Source organism: Aquimarina sp. AU119 (genome assembly GCF_900312735.1).
GTDB classification, from domain to species: Bacteria; Bacteroidota; Bacteroidia; order Flavobacteriales; family Flavobacteriaceae; genus Aquimarina; species Aquimarina algiphila.
The window spans coordinates 67,243-84,812 of sequence record NZ_OMPF01000035.1; the positions used below are offsets into that span (position 1 = coordinate 67,243).

The window sequence follows — 17,570 nt, forward strand, 5'->3', positions numbered from 1 at the left end:
AAAGGCCCTAAAAATTCACAAAATTAAACTTCAAGGAGAACATAGATGAGACAACTTAAAATTACGAAGCAGGTAACGAATCGTGAGACTGCATCGCTAGATAAGTATTTGCAAGAAATAGGAAAAGTCGATCTTATTACTGCAGATGAAGAGGTGGAATTAGCTCAACGAATAAAAGCTGGTGACGAGAGAGCCCTTGAAAAACTAACGAAAGCAAACCTTAGATTCGTGGTATCTGTTGCAAAACAATATCAAAACCAAGGACTTACACTTCCTGATTTAATTAATGAAGGTAACCTAGGATTAATAAAAGCAGCAAAACGTTTTGATGAAACAAGAGGTTTTAAATTCATTTCATATGCTGTATGGTGGATTCGTCAATCGATTCTACAGGCACTAGCAGAACAATCTCGTATTGTACGTTTACCATTAAATAAAATTGGTTCTATAAATAAAATTAATAAAACATATGCTTTCTTAGAGCAATCTCATGAGCGCCCACCAAGTGCCGAAGAAATTGCCAAAGAACTTGATATGACTATTAATGATGTGAAAGAGTCTATGAAAAACTCTGGACGTCACGTCAGTATGGATGCACCTCTTGTTGAAGGAGAAGATTCTAACCTTTATGATGTTTTAAACTCTGGAGAATCTCCAAATCCTGACAGAACATTATTACATGAATCTTTACGTACAGAAATAGAGCGTGCTTTAGAAACCCTTACACCAAGAGAAGCTGATGTTATTCGTTTATATTTTGGTCTTGGAGATCAACATCCAATGACTTTAGAAGAAATTGGAGAAACATTTGATTTAACACGTGAACGTGTACGTCAAATTAAAGAAAAAGCAATTCGTAGATTAAAACATACATCTAGAAGTAAAATATTGAAGACTTATTTAGGATAAATTCCTAAATTGCGGTTACAAACAGTTTTATAACATAACTGTTCGTTTTTTGATTGATGAATGACCTCCGGCTGATTACCGGAGGTTTTTCATTTATATGGTTTTTAAAACAATTATATTTAAGATTAGTAATGTGCTATTGGAAGATAAATTTATAACTTGTACGAACTAATTTTAATGTAGATCTAATCAAAAAATGAAAAAAAGAAACTTAGGAAAGAATGGATTTGAAATAAGCGAGGTTGGTTTAGGTTGTTGGCAGATTGGTGGAGATTGGGGGAATGAAATCAACAAGGAAAAAACTTTCGAAATTCTTAACGAAGCTGTTAATAATGGAGTTACATTTTTTGACACTGCAGATGTATATGGTAATGGAAGAAGTGAAGAATTAATCGGTGAGTTTTTAAATAACACTCATGCTAAGATTAAAATTGCAACAAAATTTGGGCGTAGCTCAAATATATTCCCTGATAATTATACCGAGCAGGCTTTAAGAAATAGTGTGGATGCTTCAAGAAAACGCTTAAATATAGATTGCATTGATTTATTGCAGTTACATTGCATACCAACAGAAGTATTAAAAAAAGGTGAAATTTTTAATTGGTTAAGAACCTTAAAAAAAGAAGGAAAAATCACTCATTTTGGAGCCAGTGTAGAAAGCGTAACACAGGGTTTATTATGTCTTGAACAAGAAGGACTTCAATCACTTCAAGTTATTTATAATATTTTTAGACAAAAATTAACCCAAGAATTATTACCTCAAGCATACACAAAAGGTGTGGGGATTATCGTTCGCTTACCTTTGGCAAGTGGTCTACTCACAGGGAAATTCTCTGAAAAAACGCAATTTTCAAAAAATGATCACCGAAACTTTAATCGCGATGGAGAAGCTTTTAATGTGGGAGAAACTTTTGCAGGACTTCCGTTTGACAAAGGATTAAAATTGTTGGATGAATTGAAAATGTTATGTCCTCAAAATATGACAATGGTAGAAATGGCTCTTAGATGGATATTGGATCACAAAGAAGTATCGACCATTATTCCTGGGGCAAGCTCTCCTGCACAAATTCAAGGAAATTCAAAAACTAGTAATTTACCACCTCTATCAGAAAAACTAATAACTGATTTAGAAGAGTTTTATAAAAAAAATATTCATAGCCATATTCGAGGAGTTTACTAGACAATGTTAGATTTAGATTAAAATAAAGAAGACAACAGTAGCTAAAAACATCCATAACTCCTATTTGACCTCTACAACATAGTTCTGTAACGAGATAGCGTGATTAATCAAAAACAACGTGTTTGCTGGTTGTTAAATCTTTTCATTCAGCTTTAAAAACAAAAAGCGAAAAAAAAGATTTGACTTTTCGTAAATCCGAAAAATAATCAATTGCGGTCTGCCTTAAATGCCATATATTTAATTGCATACGGATATTTGCAAAAAATAAAAATTTAATAAATGGAAAGGAGAGAACTTATTAAATTAATAACTCTGGCAACAGGTGGTGTTATTTCAATACCTTTATCAAGCTCATTATTAACTGCTTGCAAAAAAATAGAGCATGTAAAAGATTCGGATTATAAGCTTTATTTTTTTAATAAAAAGGAGTTTTCTTTCGTTCAGAATTTGCTAGGCATACTTCTTCCTAAATCAGATAGCCCATCAGCAACTGATGTTGGTGTACACCAAATCATGGATACTATGATCGGGACTATCTATAATCCGGCGCAGCAAAAAAGATTTACAGATCGATTCACAGCTTTAACCGAATTTATGGGCTACGAAGCGCAATTAGACGAGGTTAAACTTTTATTAGAGTCTGATAATAAACAAAATAAACTAGCAAAAACAGCATTACTGGATATAAAGCAACAAGCAGTTACATATTATCTGTCAACAAAAGAAATCGCAACTAATTATTTAAATTATTTACCTATCCCTGGAGAGTACGAAGCCTGTATTTCTTTAGAATCGATTGGTGGAAAAGCTTGGGCATTATGAGTATAAACAATTCAGAAAAAAACACCTATGACGCAATTGTAATAGGTTCAGGTATTAGTGGCGGTTATGCTGCGATGGAACTTTGTTCTAAAGGATATAAAACCCTTGTATTAGAAAGAGGTAGAATGGTAACCCATGGAGAGTATCCAACCGCTAACAAAGACATCTGGGAATTACCTAGTCAAAATGTGGTTTCACATGAAGAAAAAGAAAAAGATTATTTTCAACAAAAAAGGCTGGGTTGGTGGGTAAATCAAGATAATAAACATTGGATCAATAAAGACAGTGATTATTCCTATGACGAGGTAAAAAGATTTGATTGGATACGTGGACATCACGTTGGCGGTCGTTCGATTATGTGGGGTAGACATTGTTATCGCTGGAGTGATTTGGATTTTGAAGCAAACAAAAAGGAAGGAATAGGAGTTGATTGGCCAATTCGTTATAAAGACATTGCTCCCTGGTATGATAAAGTCGAAACTTTTGTTGGTGTAAGCGGACAAGCAGAAGGCTTAGCCCAAATTCCTGATGGAAAATTTTTAAAACCTTTCCCCTTAAATTGCGCTGAACAATATTTCAGAGAAGAAGTTTCAAAAGCATATCCAGAAAGAGTGGTTACTCCGGGAAGAGTTGCAAATCTTTCAGAATATAAACCTGAAGTACATAAAGGATACCGTAGTCAATGCCAAAATAGAAACAGGTGTTGGAGAGGTTGTCCTTTTGGTGCTTATTTTAGTAGTGTTTCAGCAACTTTACCAGTAGCAGAAGAGACAGGTAATTTAACCATCAGATCAAATAGTATTGTATCTGAAATAGTATATGATAAAATTTCAAAAAAAGCATCTGGTGTAAAAATTATAGATGCCGAAACCAAGGAAGAAATTATCTTTTTTTCACGTATTATATTTTGTAACGCTAGTACCATAGGCACAACAGCAATTTTATTAAATAGTAGATCCGAAACCTTCCCAAATGGATTAGGTAATGGAAGCGGAGAATTAGGTCATAATTTAATGGATCATCATTACGGCATGGGAGTTCGTGGAAAAATATCTGGATTCGAAGACAAGTACTATAAAGGAAGAAAACCCGTTGGGTTTTACATTCCAAGATTTACGAATATAAATGAAAAAACAAAGAAAGAGACCTATTTAAGAGGTTTTGGTTATCAAGGCGGAATATCCCGTGTTACAAATAATCCCGAGGATGCTTATGGAGAAGAATTAAAAGATGCAATTCTCAAGCCTGGTCCATATTGGTTAAATATGACAGCTTTTGGGGAAATATTACCAAATCATGAAAACAAGATGTTTCTTAATTTTGAAAAAAAAGACAAATATGGTATGCCAACCATAACTTTTGATGCCGAATTAAGAGAGAATGAATTGGAAATGCGAAAAGATGCTGTAAAATGCGCTATTGAAATGCTCGAAGCAGCTGGATGCGAAAATATTAGTTCCTACAATAGTGAGACCGCTCCTGGTGCTTGTATCCATGAAATGGGAACCGCCCGTATGGGAAATGATCCTAAGACAAGTGTATTAAATAAATGGAATCAAATGCATGAGGTATCTAATGTATTTGTTACAGATGGAGCTTGTATGACAAGTTCGGGAACCCAGAATCCAAGTATTACTTATCTGGCATTAACCGCTAGAGCAGTTGATTATGCAGATAAGCAAATCAAAGAAGGAAAATTATGATAACCGATACTCTGTTTAACTAAAAACGTTAGCTGTAATTCATATATCTCAAAGATTACTAAATTATTTAAGCTTTAAGACGTACTTCTGATAACTTTAAAAATTAATTTCTCAATTAAGTTATCTCAAAAATTGTATCTTTAAGTGACGTCTCCCTTATTATTTTATTTATGAGATATATTATTAGTTATGTTAGTACGGTTAATCCTGATATATCAAATTCTGATATCTCCGAACTTATGGATTATGTTAGCTCTCATAACAACGCTATAAATATCACGGGTATTCTTATTTATTCTGAAGGGAATTTCTTTCAAATTCTGGAAGGTAAAGAAGAACTCGTTAAAATGATGTTCGAAAGAATTAAAAAAGACTCCAGACATTACAATATCATTAAAATGTTAGATAAAGAAATAAAGAAGACTTCTTTTACAGAATACCACTCTTCTTTTACAGTAATATCAAATGGTTCTAGCCAAGAAGAATTACAACTATTTTTACAAAAAGAAAAAATAAATAACCCAGAACATTATAAAAGTATCTCTTATCTGACTCAAAAATTTATGAAGCTCGGTTAGTATATTATTTAAAACTTAAGTAGTATTTTTGCCGCAAACAACACAACTTTATGTCTTCAAAAAGAATTGCCCCATCGGTATTAGCTGCAGATTTCGCGAACTTACAGCGCGATGTAGAAATGATTAACAATAGTGAGGCCGACTGGTTTCATATAGATATCATGGATGGTGTCTTTGTTCCTAATATTTCTTTTGGGATGCCCGTTTTAAGAGATATCGTAAAACATGCTAACAAAACTATCGATGTACATTTAATGATTGTAGATCCTGATAGGTACATCAAGACATTTGCTGATCTTGGAAGTAATATTCTTACTGTACATTATGAAGCTTGTACCCATTTACACAGAACATTACAAGCTATTAAAGCCGAAGGAATGAAAGCAGGTGTAGCTATAAATCCTCATACCAATGTAAATTTATTGGAAGATGTTATAAATGACATTGATTTGGTATGTATTATGAGCGTAAACCCTGGATTTGGTGGACAATCCTTTATAGAAAACACGTATAAGAAAGTTAAACAATTACGAGAAATTATTGTTAAAAACAATGCCAACACTTTAATTGAAATTGATGGAGGTGTTACCAGTAAAAATGCCAAACAATTAGTAGAAGCAGGAGCAGATGTCTTGGTTGCTGGTAGCTTTGTTTTTAAAAGTGAAAATCCAACTCAAACCATCAGAGAATTGAAGGAGATTACCAATATCTAGATCACAACAATGGAGCAGAATCCTATCCCATCTTTTGATACATGGACATCAGTTTTCCTAATCGTAAGTGCAATGGGATTCTTTTTAAGTATTATTCTTAGTATTCATAAAACTGGACGAATCAATAACCTCCCCATAATTTTATTAATTATGGGGTTTTCATTTATTCTATTACAATATGTCTTTTTCTGGACAAATTATTCCTCTGTCTACTCATATTTATATTTTTTTGATTCTAGTTGGTATCTTGCATTTGGTCCATTATTGTACGCATATATCACAAAATTTTATCAAAAATCATTTAAGATAAAATGGTATCATTTTGTTCCTTCAGTTTTATCTTTTATCATTAATGCATATTATCTTATTATTTCAAGTGGTTTCCAAAATTTTGAAAATTATAAAGGCAGCTTTTCTCTTTATCTTTTTAGATCACTTCGATCTCCATGGTTAGCAGCACTGTCATTATCAATTTACCTCATCATCATAAAAGATTTTATTACATTTCAAAAGAATGATCAAAAACATCAATATGAAATCATCAGAAAAAAATGGTCTACTTTTCTTATTCATTTATTTCTGATCTTTATTATAGCCTATGTTAGTTACTATGTTTTAGTAAAATTTTCGTTCTTTAATATTCATTGGGATTATGCGATTTCTTTTTCTATGACCATTGCCATATATAGCATTGGATATATGGTATACAAAGAGCCTTCAATTTTTAATGGAGAATTACTATCAAAATTATTCCTAACAGAAGAGCAAAATACCGAACTTACCGAAACTACAAAAAATGAATTCTACACTCAATTGTTATCGTATATCAAAGTAAATAAACCATACCTGAATAATGATTTACGATTAGTTCAATTAGCAGATGAGATTGGTTTTTCTAGTCATGTTCTTTCAAAACTCATTAATGAAAAATCCAGAAAAAACTTTAATCAATTTATCAATGAGTATAGATTAGAAGAAGCTAAAAAATTACTTGTGGAAAATTCTGAGGCAAGTATCAAGACTATTTATTATGATGTTGGATTTAACAATAAAGCTACATTTAATACCGCTTTTAAGAATAAATTTAATTGCACCCCTTCAGAGTATAAAAGAAAAAATCTTGAAGTTCAAAATAACTAAAAAGGTAAGAAATTATAATTCTAAACCAGTTTCAGCACTTCTTTATTGAACTTTATTCTTATAACTCTTAAAATCTTCGAGCTTATGAGAACTTTATTTTTACTTTTTTTTTGTAGCCTTACCGGTATTATTTCTGCACAGAAATTCACATTAATAACTGATAGTATTAACCCAATAATTTCTGAGCCAGCCATTGCAGGTATATACTTTGGAACTGCATGGACAGATATCAATAATGACGGTAATATTGATTTATTCTACGCCGGAAGTATTTTTAAAAATCTAGGAAACGGAAACTTTGAAGTTGCAGAAAGTAGTGCAAACATTCCTAATGCAACATCTCTAAACAGCGCTAGCTGGGCAGACTATGAAAATGATGGAGATTTAGATCTGATTTATTCAAGATTCACCCTGCCATCTACACTACAAACCAGAATTTATGCTAATGATGGAAAAGGTCAATTTTCTGAGGTAAATTCTGTTCTTAATACTATTAATTCTGCAACATGGAGTGTACAATGGTGTGATTATAATAATGATAGTTATGTTGATTTCATTCTCACATTTGCAGATTTATTCCTGGGATCAAATCGATTTCCTAATCGTTTATACAGAGGAAATAGTGATGGTAGCTTTACTGAAGTAACAGAACCGTATGAATTTTTAACAGAAAAAGCGGCTTATACAGTATCGAATTGGACCGATTATGATCAAGATGGAGATACCGATTTATTTATCGCCAGTGGTCCAGCAGCTGGTCCTACTGGAGCCAAGCCTGATTTTTTATATAAAAACTTACAAGTAGAAACAGGAAACGAAGGATTTGAAAAATTAACCAGTACATCACTCTCATTCGCAGAAGATCCACAGGATGGCCAATGCTATAATGCTATTGATGTTGATAATGATGGAGATCTTGATATTTGTCTTACCAATTATTCTGGTGTAAAAAACAAATTTTATAAAAATGATTCGGGCAATTACATAAGTACAGAGACCCCATTTACAGCTTCTAATCATCAAAACTTATCCAATACCTGGGGAGATTTTGATAATGATGGTGACCTGGATGTCATTGTTACCGCTTCAAGTGCAACCGGGAGCGGGTACTTTACTAATAATGGTGATGGAACATTTGCAGAGAGTAGTGTCAACCTTATCAATACTACAACTTCTGGAAATTCAACAGGAATAACGGCAGGAGATTATGATAATGATGGTGATTTGGATTTTTTTGTTGTGGGTCAGGGTATAAAAGGACTTTTTAGAAACGATTTAACTCTTAAAAATCATTATGTTAATATTAAACTTATAGGTAACCCTTCGAACAAAGCTGGATTAGGAGCAAGGCTAGAACTAACCACAAAAATAAGGGGTAAAATAGTTACTCAGAAAAGAGAAATTTCTGCATCTAATACTTTTATGGGCCATAATAGCTTACGAGCTCATTTTGGGTTAGGTAAAGCTACCAAAATTGATAAACTAGCTATCTATTGGCCTTCGGGCAATATCGATACTTTCGAAAACTTAAGAGTGAATAAATTTTACACTCTAGAAGAAGGTAAAAAAAAACCGATTAGCCCTCCCATTAAAGAAATAAATGCAAAAAAACTCAATGTAATTGTATATCCCAACCCTTCTAAAAAAAGAATAAAAATTAAAATCAATACCTTAGAAAGCAAATCTCCGATAATAGTCAAGATTCTAGATAATAATGGATTGCTTATTTCTAAAAACAGCTTTAGAACCCAGGAAGATATCATTCTAAACACAACTTCTCTATCCAGTGGAAACTATTTTTTAAATATAAGTGTAGCTCAAAAAAACATCGTAAAAAAAGTAGTAATTAAATAAGTAGTTAGTTACTAATTATAAAAAGGTAAGTTTCACTGTAGAAGCTTACCTTTTTTTGCATTAGAACGCACAAAATTTATTAGTTTTACAAGAGCAATAAATCTTTTCAATACTCCTTTTCTAATGAAACATATAGATGTAATAATTGTTGGTGGTGGTCCCATTGGCATTGCCTGTGGTCTTGAGGCTAAGAAAAAAGGACTTGACTATTGTATTATCGAAAAAGGCACTATCACCAATTCATTATATAATTATCCGATTAACATGCAATTTTTTTCTTCTTCAGAAAAACTTGAGATCGATAATATTCCTTTTATTAGTAACGAAGCAAAACCAAAACGCAATGAAGCACTAGAATACTATCGTAGAATTGTGACTTCTAATGATCTAAATATTAATTTATTCGAGAAAGTAAGTTCTGTATCCAAAAAGGAAGACACATTTTATGTAAAAACAGATAAAGAAGAATATACAGCACTTTATATCATTATTGCTACGGGTTTTTATGATCTTCCAAATACTATAGATGTACCTGGAGAAAATTTACCAAAAGTATCACACTATTATAAAGATCCTCATTTTTTTGCTAAACAAAAATTAGCAGTTATTGGCGCTAGTAATTCTGCAGTAGATGCTGCTCTAGAATGCTATCGAAAAGGTGCTGAAGTCACCATGTTAGTTCGAGGTTCAGAAATAGGCAGACGTGTAAAATACTGGGTGAGACCAGATATAGAAAATCGTATTGAAGAAGGTAGTATAAAAGCATTTTATAATGTTACTATAAAAGAAATATTACCAAATAAAATCAATATAGAGACCTTAGATGGCGAATTTAGTATTGAAAATGATTATGTACTGGCGTTAACAGGATATAAACCCAATTTTGATTTTCTTAAAAAAATTGGAATTAAACTTTCTGATGACCAAAAATTGTATCCTCAGTATAATGAAGACACTATGGAAACCAATATTGAAAATTTATATTTGGCTGGAGTAATATGTGGTGGAATGGATACTCATGTATGGTTTATCGAAAACTCCCGAATACATGCAAAAACAATATTTAAATCGATTACAAAAAAATAGCATCAATTTCACAGTATAGATTATTACCATGACGTAAAAAAGCCGAACGATGTTCGGCTTTTTTTTATGTATCATTTTTATGTTTATTCTCTTGACAGAATACTTAAGATATACCAGAACAACAACATTAGTGAAGCAAATAATCCTAATGAAGCTCCTACATATTGATCTTCAGAATACTTATGAACCATATTTGAAGTTTGATAAAGAATAGATCCCGATGCGAGTATAACCATCCCAACACTAAACCAAAGCCCAAGATTAAATCCAAATATCAATCCGGCGACGATCAATCCTAAAGCGATAAAAAATCCAATAGTTAGCATCGATTTTAAGAATGAAAAATCTTTCTTAGTAATCAAAACTATAGCAGAAAGTCCCGTAAACAAAGACAAAGTTAAAATTGCAGCTTGATTAAGAATATTAGCTCCTCCACTTTCTGCAATCATCATTGCGATACCAATAAGCGGAATGAAAATAAAAGCTTCTGCAACCACATACAATAGTAAGCCTAAATACTGCTGATTAATGTTATGGTTCTTATGTGCCATTTTTTCTGCATAATTTGTGATCAGCATAAAACCTCCTAACATAATAAACCATCTCCATCCTTCTGTCAATGAAAATGCTAAATTTACAATAGGTTCAATTTGAAAAAACACCCATTCTACAATAACAAAAAGTAGAACAGCCATAGCCAGATGAGTATATGTTTTTCTATAAAATGCAACCCTTTTGTCATCACTAAGTGCACTAACGGGCAGTATTTGTTTAAATTCTTCCATAGATATAACTATAAATTGTTAACGATTTTAATTAGATAAAGATACTCGTTTCTTAAGAATCATTAACCTAACTACTTCTCAAAATACTTAAAATTTAGCATTTGCACTACGTAGTAGTAAATCTCGGGAAACTTTTCTTTTAATTCCATAGGGGATTCCATAAAAACTTCTACCAAAACAGCTATAAATTCAAACTTATCTGTATATGCATAATCCCTTAATATTCTAGTATCTACAATATTTTTTCTTATTTCTTCATCACCCAAATATTGTTCAAGTTCTAAAAAAGTATCATAAAAAATTTCGCAACTAATGTTATTATTCTTAATAGAATTATAGTGGATTGCATGTGTGATTTCATGAATCCCAAGGCTTTTTCCTTTATCTTGATGCATATTTCCTTTTTGAAAATCTTTCCAGGATAGTGCTAGTGCTTTAGATCTGGGATTAAATTCTCCTATATTTTCTGTTTGATTAAGAATTGAATAAAATGATGTTGGGTACAATACAATAGTATTTAGATGTTCTAATAAATAATGGCGCATTCCAAAAGTAAGTTGTATTACCATTATCGATACCTGCATACGCATGAAATCGTCAACAACTAATCCTTCTCTGCCTACAAAATGTGTCTTCTCAAGAAATCTAAATGTTCTATGAGAAAAATATCGTTTTCTTTTTTTACCCAAAGAAGTATAAAAATCATTCTCATCGAGAAATGCTTGCAAATTGGCAGGCAACTTTTTAAGGGTAGGATAAAAATGAATAAAATATGGTTTCTTCTTATATTTTACATAAATCGATTCTAGATATCGAAGGACATAATATATACAAATAGAAACAATAGTAGCCGTTAAGAATACTCCAATTACATTTTGGAGTATAGAATTAGTAGGTACTTCTTCAAAGGATAATAAAGTCGTTATATATAAATTCAAAAAAGGGCGATCTAGGTTAAGTCTACTAAAAATAACGTTTTAGAAACAAAAATGTTATTAAAATGAATATTTAACACTAATTACACTTAATAAACTTACTGCTAACCCTTTATCTTATAATTTTCTACACCTCTCCTTAATTTTAAAAAATTAAGGAGAAATGTAAGTTTTTTATGTTTATAAACTCTATTAATGAGCTTTTCTTGTAAAGAGCTAATAAGACAGCACTCCAAATGGATTTAGACCAGAATCAAAATCTGACAGTTTTTTTAGCATTCCGTTTCTTCTTATTTTATAAAAAACAACTTTGGTAGCAGAACCTCCAGAATGTGCCAAAAACAAAATATCTCCTCTCCTATTTACTGCTAAATTATGCGGAGTATTAAAATCTGTATCGATTTCTGAAATTACTTTATTCCTAAAACGATCAATTACCCCTATTTTATTGTCTGCAATACCAGTGGTAAATACAAATCTTCTATTATTTGAAATTCCATGTGTAGATGAAAATGGTATTTCTCCTAATTTACGTAAGTTGAATCTACTAAATACAGTTAGTGTATTTGCATTTTGAGCAGGAACATAAAGTTTTCCACCCACAGGTAATAAATGAGCATCTCCTCCAACTACTTCATGCTTTATATATTCTAGAGTTCGGGTGTTATACATGACCACGTAACTTTTATCAGGCCCATCAAGAACAGTTACATAGGCAGCATACCCACTTGGAGAGATCGTAACATCATGTTGTACTGCATTTTCTGTTAACTCAGGAATTTCATCATTTGGTAGCGGAAGATTTTGCAAAACTGTATTGGTTCTAAGGTCAATAACCGAAGTACTTTTAGAAACTATATTATTAACCCATAATTGTCCGGCATAATCATTAATCCACATATGAAATGCTCCTTCTTCTATCTCGATCTCTCCTTGAAATTCAAAAGAACTTGCATCATAATACACAAGCTTTCTATTGGTAAAATCCCCAACATAAAAGCTGTTATTATATCTACTATATGCTAGATAAGTAGGTTGAGCTCCTTCATCAGGAAGCGTAATTTCTTCAACAAACTCTGTAGTTCTTCCATTAAAAATACTTACCGTAGATGCTCCTCTATTGGCCACAAGGAAATAGTTATTATTACCATAATAACCAAATTTCCCGTTGGCTTCTGTATCTAAATTCTCTAATGCATTACTTTCTCTTTCAACTGGTTCCTTCTCGCAAGAATTGAATATAAAAGCACTGAATACTAATACTAAAAAGATTTTTTTCATTTGTGTGAATATTTAAGTTGGACTAAAAAATGTATACTTGTTTATACATTACTATTTAATTGTCATTAGTTTGGTGTTTTTATCCTACATGTATTAATTCCGAGTAATCGATATAAAGGACAAAAATTAACAAAACTGGTAAGTAATAGGATTCCTGCAATACCTAATAAAATAAATGCAAAAACTCCTTGAACAGTTCCTGTATAATAAAGAATAGCAATTACTGCTATAATCACTAATCTAATAATGCGATCCAGGTTACTCATATTTTTTTTCATCTTATTTTTTTTAAAATTCTGAGAATCAAAACTAATCTGTACAAAAAAGAAATACTGTGACATTTGTTACAAGTTCCAAAATAGGATATTGGTATCTTTGTTATGCAAAAGGATTTTTATGGAGAAGTATATGAATGCATTTATCGATGCATTTTTAGGAACAATACAGTGGACTTGGAATTCAATACTTTTTGAGGTTCCTTGGTATACAAATTATTTCTGGGGGATTATTATCATATCGCTTTTAGTCTGGGGATTAGAAATAATATTTCCCTGGAGGAAAAATCAATCGATATTTAGAAAAGACTTTTGGATTGATGGCTTTTATATGTTTTTCAATTTCTTTATTTTTTCTATAGCCATAAGTGGTTTTTATAAATTATTGGAAGTTCTGTTTAATGATATTCATATTACCTCCAAAAGTTTAGCTATAATAGAAATATCAGATTGGCCATTATGGACACAACTACTTATTTTCTTTATACTATTAGATTTTGTGCAATGGTTTACTCATATTTTATTACATAAATATTCATTTTTATGGAAATATCATCAAGTACATCATAGTACAAAAGAAATGGGATTTGCTGCGCATTTACGTTATCATTGGATGGAAAATATCCTCTACAAGCCATTAAAGACGTTTGCAGTTATGATTTTGGGTGGGTTTGAACCCGAACAGGCTTATATCATACATTTTTTAGCAATTACTATCGGGCATTTTAATCATTCTAATATAAAAATTACATGGGGTCCGCTTAAATACCTTATTAATAACCCTGTGATGCATTTGTATCATCATTCATATAAATTACCCGAAGGCAGATTTGGAGTAAATTTTGGTATTAGCTTGAGTTTATGGGACTATATTTTTAAAACAAATTATATTCCAGAGGATAGTGGTACAATTGAATTAGGGTTTGAAGGTGAAGAGCAATTTCCTAAAAGCTTTCTTGGTCAAATTGTGCATGGTTTCTGGAACAAAAAAGCAAAATAACATTAGTTTATTTGTAAAAGCTCTATAACTCCTTGTTTTAAACGTATTACGCCTTTTTGTTCTAATTTTTTAAGCAATCTGGAAATCACTTCTCTAGAAGAACCTAAATCATAAGCTATATCCTTATGAGTGGTACGAAGGATATTATCCCCTTTCACTTGTGCTTCTTTTTTCAAATATTCTAGGAGTCGTTTATCTTTATTCGAAAACGTTAATATCTCAATAACATTAATAAGTTCTTCGAATTTAAAATTAAAGAGGTCATAGATAAATTCATTCCATTTTGGGTATGCCTTAGCAATTTTCAATGCTTTATCTGCGGGAATAATAACTACTTCTGAGTCTTCTTCAATCACGGCTTTTACCCTACTTGTTTCATTTCTAACCAAAGTAGTTACAGACATCACACAACTCTCTCCAGGTTTTATATAATATAACAGAACTTCATTTCCATGTATTGGTTCTTCTTTAAAAATTTTTATCAAACCAGAAATCACTAAGGGTATTACTTTTATATATGATCCTTGTCTTAAAATTACTGTTCCCGAATTAAATTTATGTACACTGCTTATCGCTACCAATTCTGCTTTGAGTTCTGGCATAGTAGCTAGTTTAGGGAAATAGGTATCTAGAGCTTCAGCTATCAACGTTTTATCTTTTATTACTTTTGTTTCTAAGTATTGCCTGAATAGTATACTGCTATTAGGTACTCTAAGATAGACGATTAAAAAATAGAATATTTACAAATTTTCATATAATCTTTACTTCGTTCCTCTTTTCGTTTTAAAATAGTATTTGTTAACTCTCTGATTGTGTAAAAAATATTTAAGAAAAACAACTCACTAGTACCATAAACTATTTCTCTTACCATCAAACTCTTGCTTTTAAAAGGGTGTTATAACATAGTATTAATCGTATAAAACCACAACTATTCTTAGTAATACTTTAACTATTTTACTAGGACTTGGGAATGAAGTTTGATGCAATTAAAACAGTCAGTGTTTAATCTTAAAACCAAAATATATAACGAGATAAAACTATAACCCAAATGTTTTTATTTTATAAAAATTCCCCAAACTCATTGGTCCATCTAGATCAATTATACAAAAATGTAATCTTGAAGTTACCCGTTTCAAATCGAATTAAATACTGTGAATCCCTTATTTACCGAATCAAAGATGACATATCAAATACTAAGTGTAGATTTAAAAAGAGAAAATTAAAAAAACTATTAAAAGCTGCTGAATGTGAATTAAAAAACTTTTGCGTGTAAACTTTCAAATATCTGTTATCAATTATTTTATAATTGTTAGTCTTTTGAGAATGGTGTTCTCGAGCTAAAAAAACAAAACCCTGAGTAGATCATTTATATCTTAATGTATTTTGTTTAAAATTCTAAAACCTATATCCAATTCGTAAATGTAAATTAATTGCGGTTTCATCTTTATTTTTAGGAAAACCTGCGTCCTTTCCAAAATAATGGATATAGCCAATTCCTATTCCGGTTTCATAATTAAAATGCTTCCCTATATTACGTCGAATTCCCCAAGTAGGAATTATGGATAGATTGGTTACAATTTTGGTATCTTCTTCATTATCTAAAACAATCAGTAAATCAGAATGCCGTAAACTCGTTTTTATCGAAAAGAAATTACCGCTATTACCATCTATTCTTTTGGATTTGTTTGTTCGGGTATTTAAATTGTAATACCATCTAGGTTCTACAGTAAGTACTGTTACTAATAAAAAATCAGTTTCTTCATAAAATTCATGATCCCAAATACCATCAAAACCTAACTCTCCTCGTAGTGCAATTTGATTTGATAATTTTAACTCTGTATGCGCCCATATTCCCGAAAATCCCGCTTGGATTCCGAAAACCGATTTTTCCACACTTGCTTCTTGAGAGGTAACAATTAAGGTTATCCAAAGGAAAATTAATGTCAATAGATTTTTCTTCATTTTTTGATTTTTTAAATTAAACAATGTCATTACCTTAAAAACAATGAAATTTTAATCCATATAATAAAAAGTTACTTTACTATATCTTATCCATTGCCTGATTAAAGACTTGAAGACAAATCAATAAAAATAAAACAGGCTAATCGTCCCAATAGAAGCATTGGTCTTTTTTTGATCATAAAAATTGAAGAAATCTATGACAGGCTTTTCTTGTAGGCAGAAGGCGAAAGCCCTGTTTCTTTTTTAAAGACTCTATTAAAACTAGTTTTAGATTTAAAACCACACTCATAAGAAATTCCTAAAAGGGTATAATTTTCATATTGCTCTGATTGTAGTTTTTGTTTTATTTCCTCTACTCTATATGTATTAATAAAGTCATAGAAGTTCGTATTCATATATTGATTGAGCAACATAGATAGTTTTTTATCGGTAGTAGAAAGTTGTTGTGCTAATGTGTTTAATGTCAGATTTTCGTCTAAATAAGGCTTACTATTTTCTATGATATCGTAAAGCTTATTTTTTAATACTTCAAACTCTTCTTTTTTAACATCTGATAGTGAATTAACATGAACCTCAGTATTTAGTTCATCACTATCTAACAGAAAATCGGGCAGTAATACTTTTGATTGATACACTCCATAATACCCCAAATACGCAATCCATATGACCATTGTTGCCACTGCAATAAATTCTATATTCATTTTAAAATCTCCAAAAAAGAATTCATATGTCAAAACACTAAAATTGAAACTAATAATACACAATGCCCCAATCAACATCATCTTAATCCAATTAAAATCATACAGTGTTAAATTAGAATATTTAAATTTTAATAATGCTCTATATTTTGATAATAATCGCAACGAAATCAAGAGATATCCTATCATATATATATCCTCGGTTTTAAGAATAATACGTATAAAATCTGAATGTACATATGATAACCAACCCAGAGGTATAACATCATATACAATTGTTGGAATTGCTATAAAAACAGCAAATAAGGCAGCTGGAACAAAATGTGATAATGAATTCTTTATCAGGTTTTCTTCTTTTAAAAATAACGATTTTATATACAGGAATAATAGTGGTCCTATCATTAACACACTGATATCATTTGGCACAAAACAAATTCGTATTAGCCAAATAATATGATGTAGCTGGGCATAAAAATATAGTGTAATAAAAAATAGAAGTACAAAAAACACAATCAGTATTTTTTGCGATAGCTGTTTCTTTTTTGATTTTATTAACAGCCATAAAATTATAGAGATTATGATTATCCCCCCAACAAAAATAAAATCCAAAATTAAGTCCATTAATTACATTTTTGGGTATTACACTATT

17 protein-coding genes are annotated in these 17,570 nt (G+C 31.1%); 10 read left to right on the forward strand and 7 right to left on the reverse strand.

Annotated elements, in window-relative coordinates; all coding sequences use genetic code 11:
• Window positions 1–45 precede the first annotated feature (45 nt).
• The 9 genes from DK442_RS25435 to DK442_RS25475 all read left to right on the forward strand — a co-directional run bounded on the left by DK442_RS25435 (window position 46) and on the right by DK442_RS25475 (window position 9,985).
• Entirely contained in the window at window positions 46–909 is an 864-nt protein-coding gene (locus DK442_RS25435) for an RNA polymerase sigma factor RpoD/SigA (protein ID WP_024772554.1), read from the forward strand.
• A 196-nt stretch (window positions 910–1,105) separates the two neighbouring features.
• A complete protein-coding gene (locus tag DK442_RS25440) occupies window positions 1,106–2,089 on the forward strand; it encodes an aldo/keto reductase (protein ID WP_109438731.1) in 984 nt (327 codons plus the stop codon).
• A 279-nt stretch (window positions 2,090–2,368) separates the two neighbouring features.
• The gene (locus DK442_RS25445) at window positions 2,369–2,911 is read left to right on the forward strand and encodes a gluconate 2-dehydrogenase subunit 3 family protein (RefSeq protein ID WP_109438732.1); all 543 of its coding nucleotides are present in this window, start codon (window positions 2,369–2,371) and stop codon (window positions 2,909–2,911) included.
• Window positions 2,908–4,614: a GMC oxidoreductase gene (locus DK442_RS25450; protein ID WP_109438733.1), complete on the forward strand. Its 1,707-nt coding sequence runs from the start codon at window positions 2,908–2,910 to the stop codon at window positions 4,612–4,614. Before DK442_RS25445 ends, DK442_RS25450 begins: the two co-directional genes overlap by 4 nt.
• 170 nt (window positions 4,615–4,784) lie before the next feature.
• A complete protein-coding gene (locus DK442_RS25455; RefSeq protein WP_109438734.1) occupies window positions 4,785–5,192 on the forward strand; it encodes a BLUF domain-containing protein in 408 nt (135 codons plus the stop codon).
• Window positions 5,193–5,242: 50 nt separating this feature from the next.
• Window positions 5,243–5,905, forward strand: a complete 663-nt coding sequence (gene rpe, locus DK442_RS25460) for a ribulose-phosphate 3-epimerase (protein WP_109438735.1) — start codon at window positions 5,243–5,245, stop codon at window positions 5,903–5,905.
• Between the two features lie 9 nt (window positions 5,906–5,914).
• A complete protein-coding gene (locus DK442_RS25465; protein WP_109438736.1) occupies window positions 5,915–7,045 on the forward strand; it encodes a helix-turn-helix domain-containing protein in 1,131 nt (376 codons plus the stop codon).
• An 84-nt stretch (window positions 7,046–7,129) separates the two neighbouring features.
• Window positions 7,130–8,899 (forward strand): FG-GAP-like repeat-containing protein, encoded by a 1,770-nt coding sequence (locus DK442_RS25470; RefSeq protein WP_109438737.1) that lies wholly within the window; start codon window positions 7,130–7,132, stop codon window positions 8,897–8,899.
• 123 nt (window positions 8,900–9,022) lie between these two features.
• Window positions 9,023–9,985 (forward strand): YpdA family putative bacillithiol disulfide reductase, encoded by a 963-nt coding sequence (locus tag DK442_RS25475; RefSeq protein WP_109438738.1) that lies wholly within the window; start codon window positions 9,023–9,025, stop codon window positions 9,983–9,985.
• Between the two features lie 83 nt (window positions 9,986–10,068).
• On the opposite strand, the gene DK442_RS25480 is transcribed toward DK442_RS25475, so the two are convergent.
• The 4 genes from DK442_RS25480 to DK442_RS25495 all read right to left on the reverse strand — a co-directional run bounded on the left by DK442_RS25480 (window position 10,069) and on the right by DK442_RS25495 (window position 13,264).
• A complete protein-coding gene (locus tag DK442_RS25480) occupies window positions 10,069–10,770 on the reverse strand; it encodes a Bax inhibitor-1 family protein (RefSeq protein WP_109438739.1) in 702 nt (233 codons plus the stop codon).
• Between the two features lie 71 nt (window positions 10,771–10,841).
• Window positions 10,842–11,708: a zinc-dependent peptidase gene (locus tag DK442_RS25485; RefSeq protein ID WP_160114358.1), complete on the reverse strand. Its 867-nt coding sequence runs from the start codon at window positions 11,706–11,708 to the stop codon at window positions 10,842–10,844.
• Window positions 11,709–11,921: 213 nt separating this feature from the next.
• Window positions 11,922–12,986: a YncE family protein gene (locus DK442_RS25490; RefSeq protein WP_109438741.1), complete on the reverse strand. Its 1,065-nt coding sequence runs from the start codon at window positions 12,984–12,986 to the stop codon at window positions 11,922–11,924.
• 65 nt (window positions 12,987–13,051) lie between these two features.
• Window positions 13,052–13,264, reverse strand: a complete 213-nt coding sequence (locus tag DK442_RS25495) for a DUF2892 domain-containing protein (protein WP_109438864.1) — start codon at window positions 13,262–13,264, stop codon at window positions 13,052–13,054.
• A gap of 118 nt (window positions 13,265–13,382) precedes the next feature.
• On the opposite strand from DK442_RS25495, the gene DK442_RS25500 reads away from it, so the two are divergent.
• Complete coding sequence (locus DK442_RS25500; protein WP_109438742.1) at window positions 13,383–14,261, forward strand: sterol desaturase family protein; 879 nt, start codon at window positions 13,383–13,385, stop codon at window positions 14,259–14,261.
• A 2-nt stretch (window positions 14,262–14,263) separates the two neighbouring features.
• Here DK442_RS25500 and DK442_RS25505 read toward each other — a convergent pair whose 3' ends face one another.
• From DK442_RS25505 to DK442_RS25515, 3 genes are all read right to left on the reverse strand, one after another.
• Window positions 14,264–14,863, reverse strand: a complete 600-nt coding sequence (locus tag DK442_RS25505) for a Crp/Fnr family transcriptional regulator (RefSeq protein WP_235011033.1) — start codon at window positions 14,861–14,863, stop codon at window positions 14,264–14,266.
• Between the two features lie 793 nt (window positions 14,864–15,656).
• Window positions 15,657–16,223 carry a hypothetical protein gene (locus DK442_RS25510; protein WP_109438865.1) on the reverse strand — a complete coding sequence of 189 codons (567 nt, stop codon included), beginning with the start codon at window positions 16,221–16,223 and terminating at the stop codon, window positions 15,657–15,659.
• Window positions 16,224–16,417: 194 nt separating this feature from the next.
• Window positions 16,418–17,323, reverse strand: coding sequence for an AraC family transcriptional regulator (locus tag DK442_RS25515; protein WP_160114359.1), 906 nt, complete (start codon window positions 17,321–17,323; stop codon window positions 16,418–16,420).
• Between the last annotated feature and the right edge of the window lie 247 nt (window positions 17,324–17,570).

What these genes read in the sequence shown, in the direction of transcription:
- DK442_RS25435 (WP_024772554.1), top strand. Translation starts at nt 46, where the DNA reads ATGAGACAACTTAAAATTACGAAGCAGGTAACGAATCGTGAGACTGCA.
- DK442_RS25440 (WP_109438731.1), top strand. Translation starts at nt 1,106, where the DNA reads ATGAAAAAAAGAAACTTAGGAAAGAATGGATTTGAAATAAGCGAGGTT.
- DK442_RS25445 (WP_109438732.1), top strand. Translation starts at nt 2,369, where the DNA reads ATGGAAAGGAGAGAACTTATTAAATTAATAACTCTGGCAACAGGTGGT.
- DK442_RS25450 (WP_109438733.1), top strand. Translation starts at nt 2,908, where the DNA reads ATGAGTATAAACAATTCAGAAAAAAACACCTATGACGCAATTGTAATA.
- DK442_RS25455 (WP_109438734.1), top strand. Translation starts at nt 4,785, where the DNA reads ATGAGATATATTATTAGTTATGTTAGTACGGTTAATCCTGATATATCA.
- rpe (WP_109438735.1), top strand. Translation starts at nt 5,243, where the DNA reads ATGTCTTCAAAAAGAATTGCCCCATCGGTATTAGCTGCAGATTTCGCG.
- DK442_RS25465 (WP_109438736.1), top strand. Translation starts at nt 5,915, where the DNA reads ATGGAGCAGAATCCTATCCCATCTTTTGATACATGGACATCAGTTTTC.
- DK442_RS25470 (WP_109438737.1), top strand. Translation starts at nt 7,130, where the DNA reads ATGAGAACTTTATTTTTACTTTTTTTTTGTAGCCTTACCGGTATTATT.
- DK442_RS25475 (WP_109438738.1), top strand. Translation starts at nt 9,023, where the DNA reads ATGAAACATATAGATGTAATAATTGTTGGTGGTGGTCCCATTGGCATT.
- DK442_RS25480 (WP_109438739.1), bottom strand. Translation starts at nt 10,770, where the DNA reads ATGGAAGAATTTAAACAAATACTGCCCGTTAGTGCACTTAGTGATGAC.
- DK442_RS25490 (WP_109438741.1), bottom strand. Translation starts at nt 12,986, where the DNA reads ATGAAAAAAATCTTTTTAGTATTAGTATTCAGTGCTTTTATATTCAAT.
- DK442_RS25495 (WP_109438864.1), bottom strand. Translation starts at nt 13,264, where the DNA reads ATGAAAAAAAATATGAGTAACCTGGATCGCATTATTAGATTAGTGATT.
- DK442_RS25500 (WP_109438742.1), top strand. Translation starts at nt 13,383, where the DNA reads ATGGAGAAGTATATGAATGCATTTATCGATGCATTTTTAGGAACAATA.
- DK442_RS25505 (WP_235011033.1), bottom strand. Translation starts at nt 14,863, where the DNA reads ATGCCAGAACTCAAAGCAGAATTGGTAGCGATAAGCAGTGTACATAAA.
- DK442_RS25510 (WP_109438865.1), bottom strand. Translation starts at nt 16,223, where the DNA reads ATGAAGAAAAATCTATTGACATTAATTTTCCTTTGGATAACCTTAATT.
- DK442_RS25515 (WP_160114359.1), bottom strand. Translation starts at nt 17,323, where the DNA reads ATGATAGGACCACTATTATTCCTGTATATAAAATCGTTATTTTTAAAA.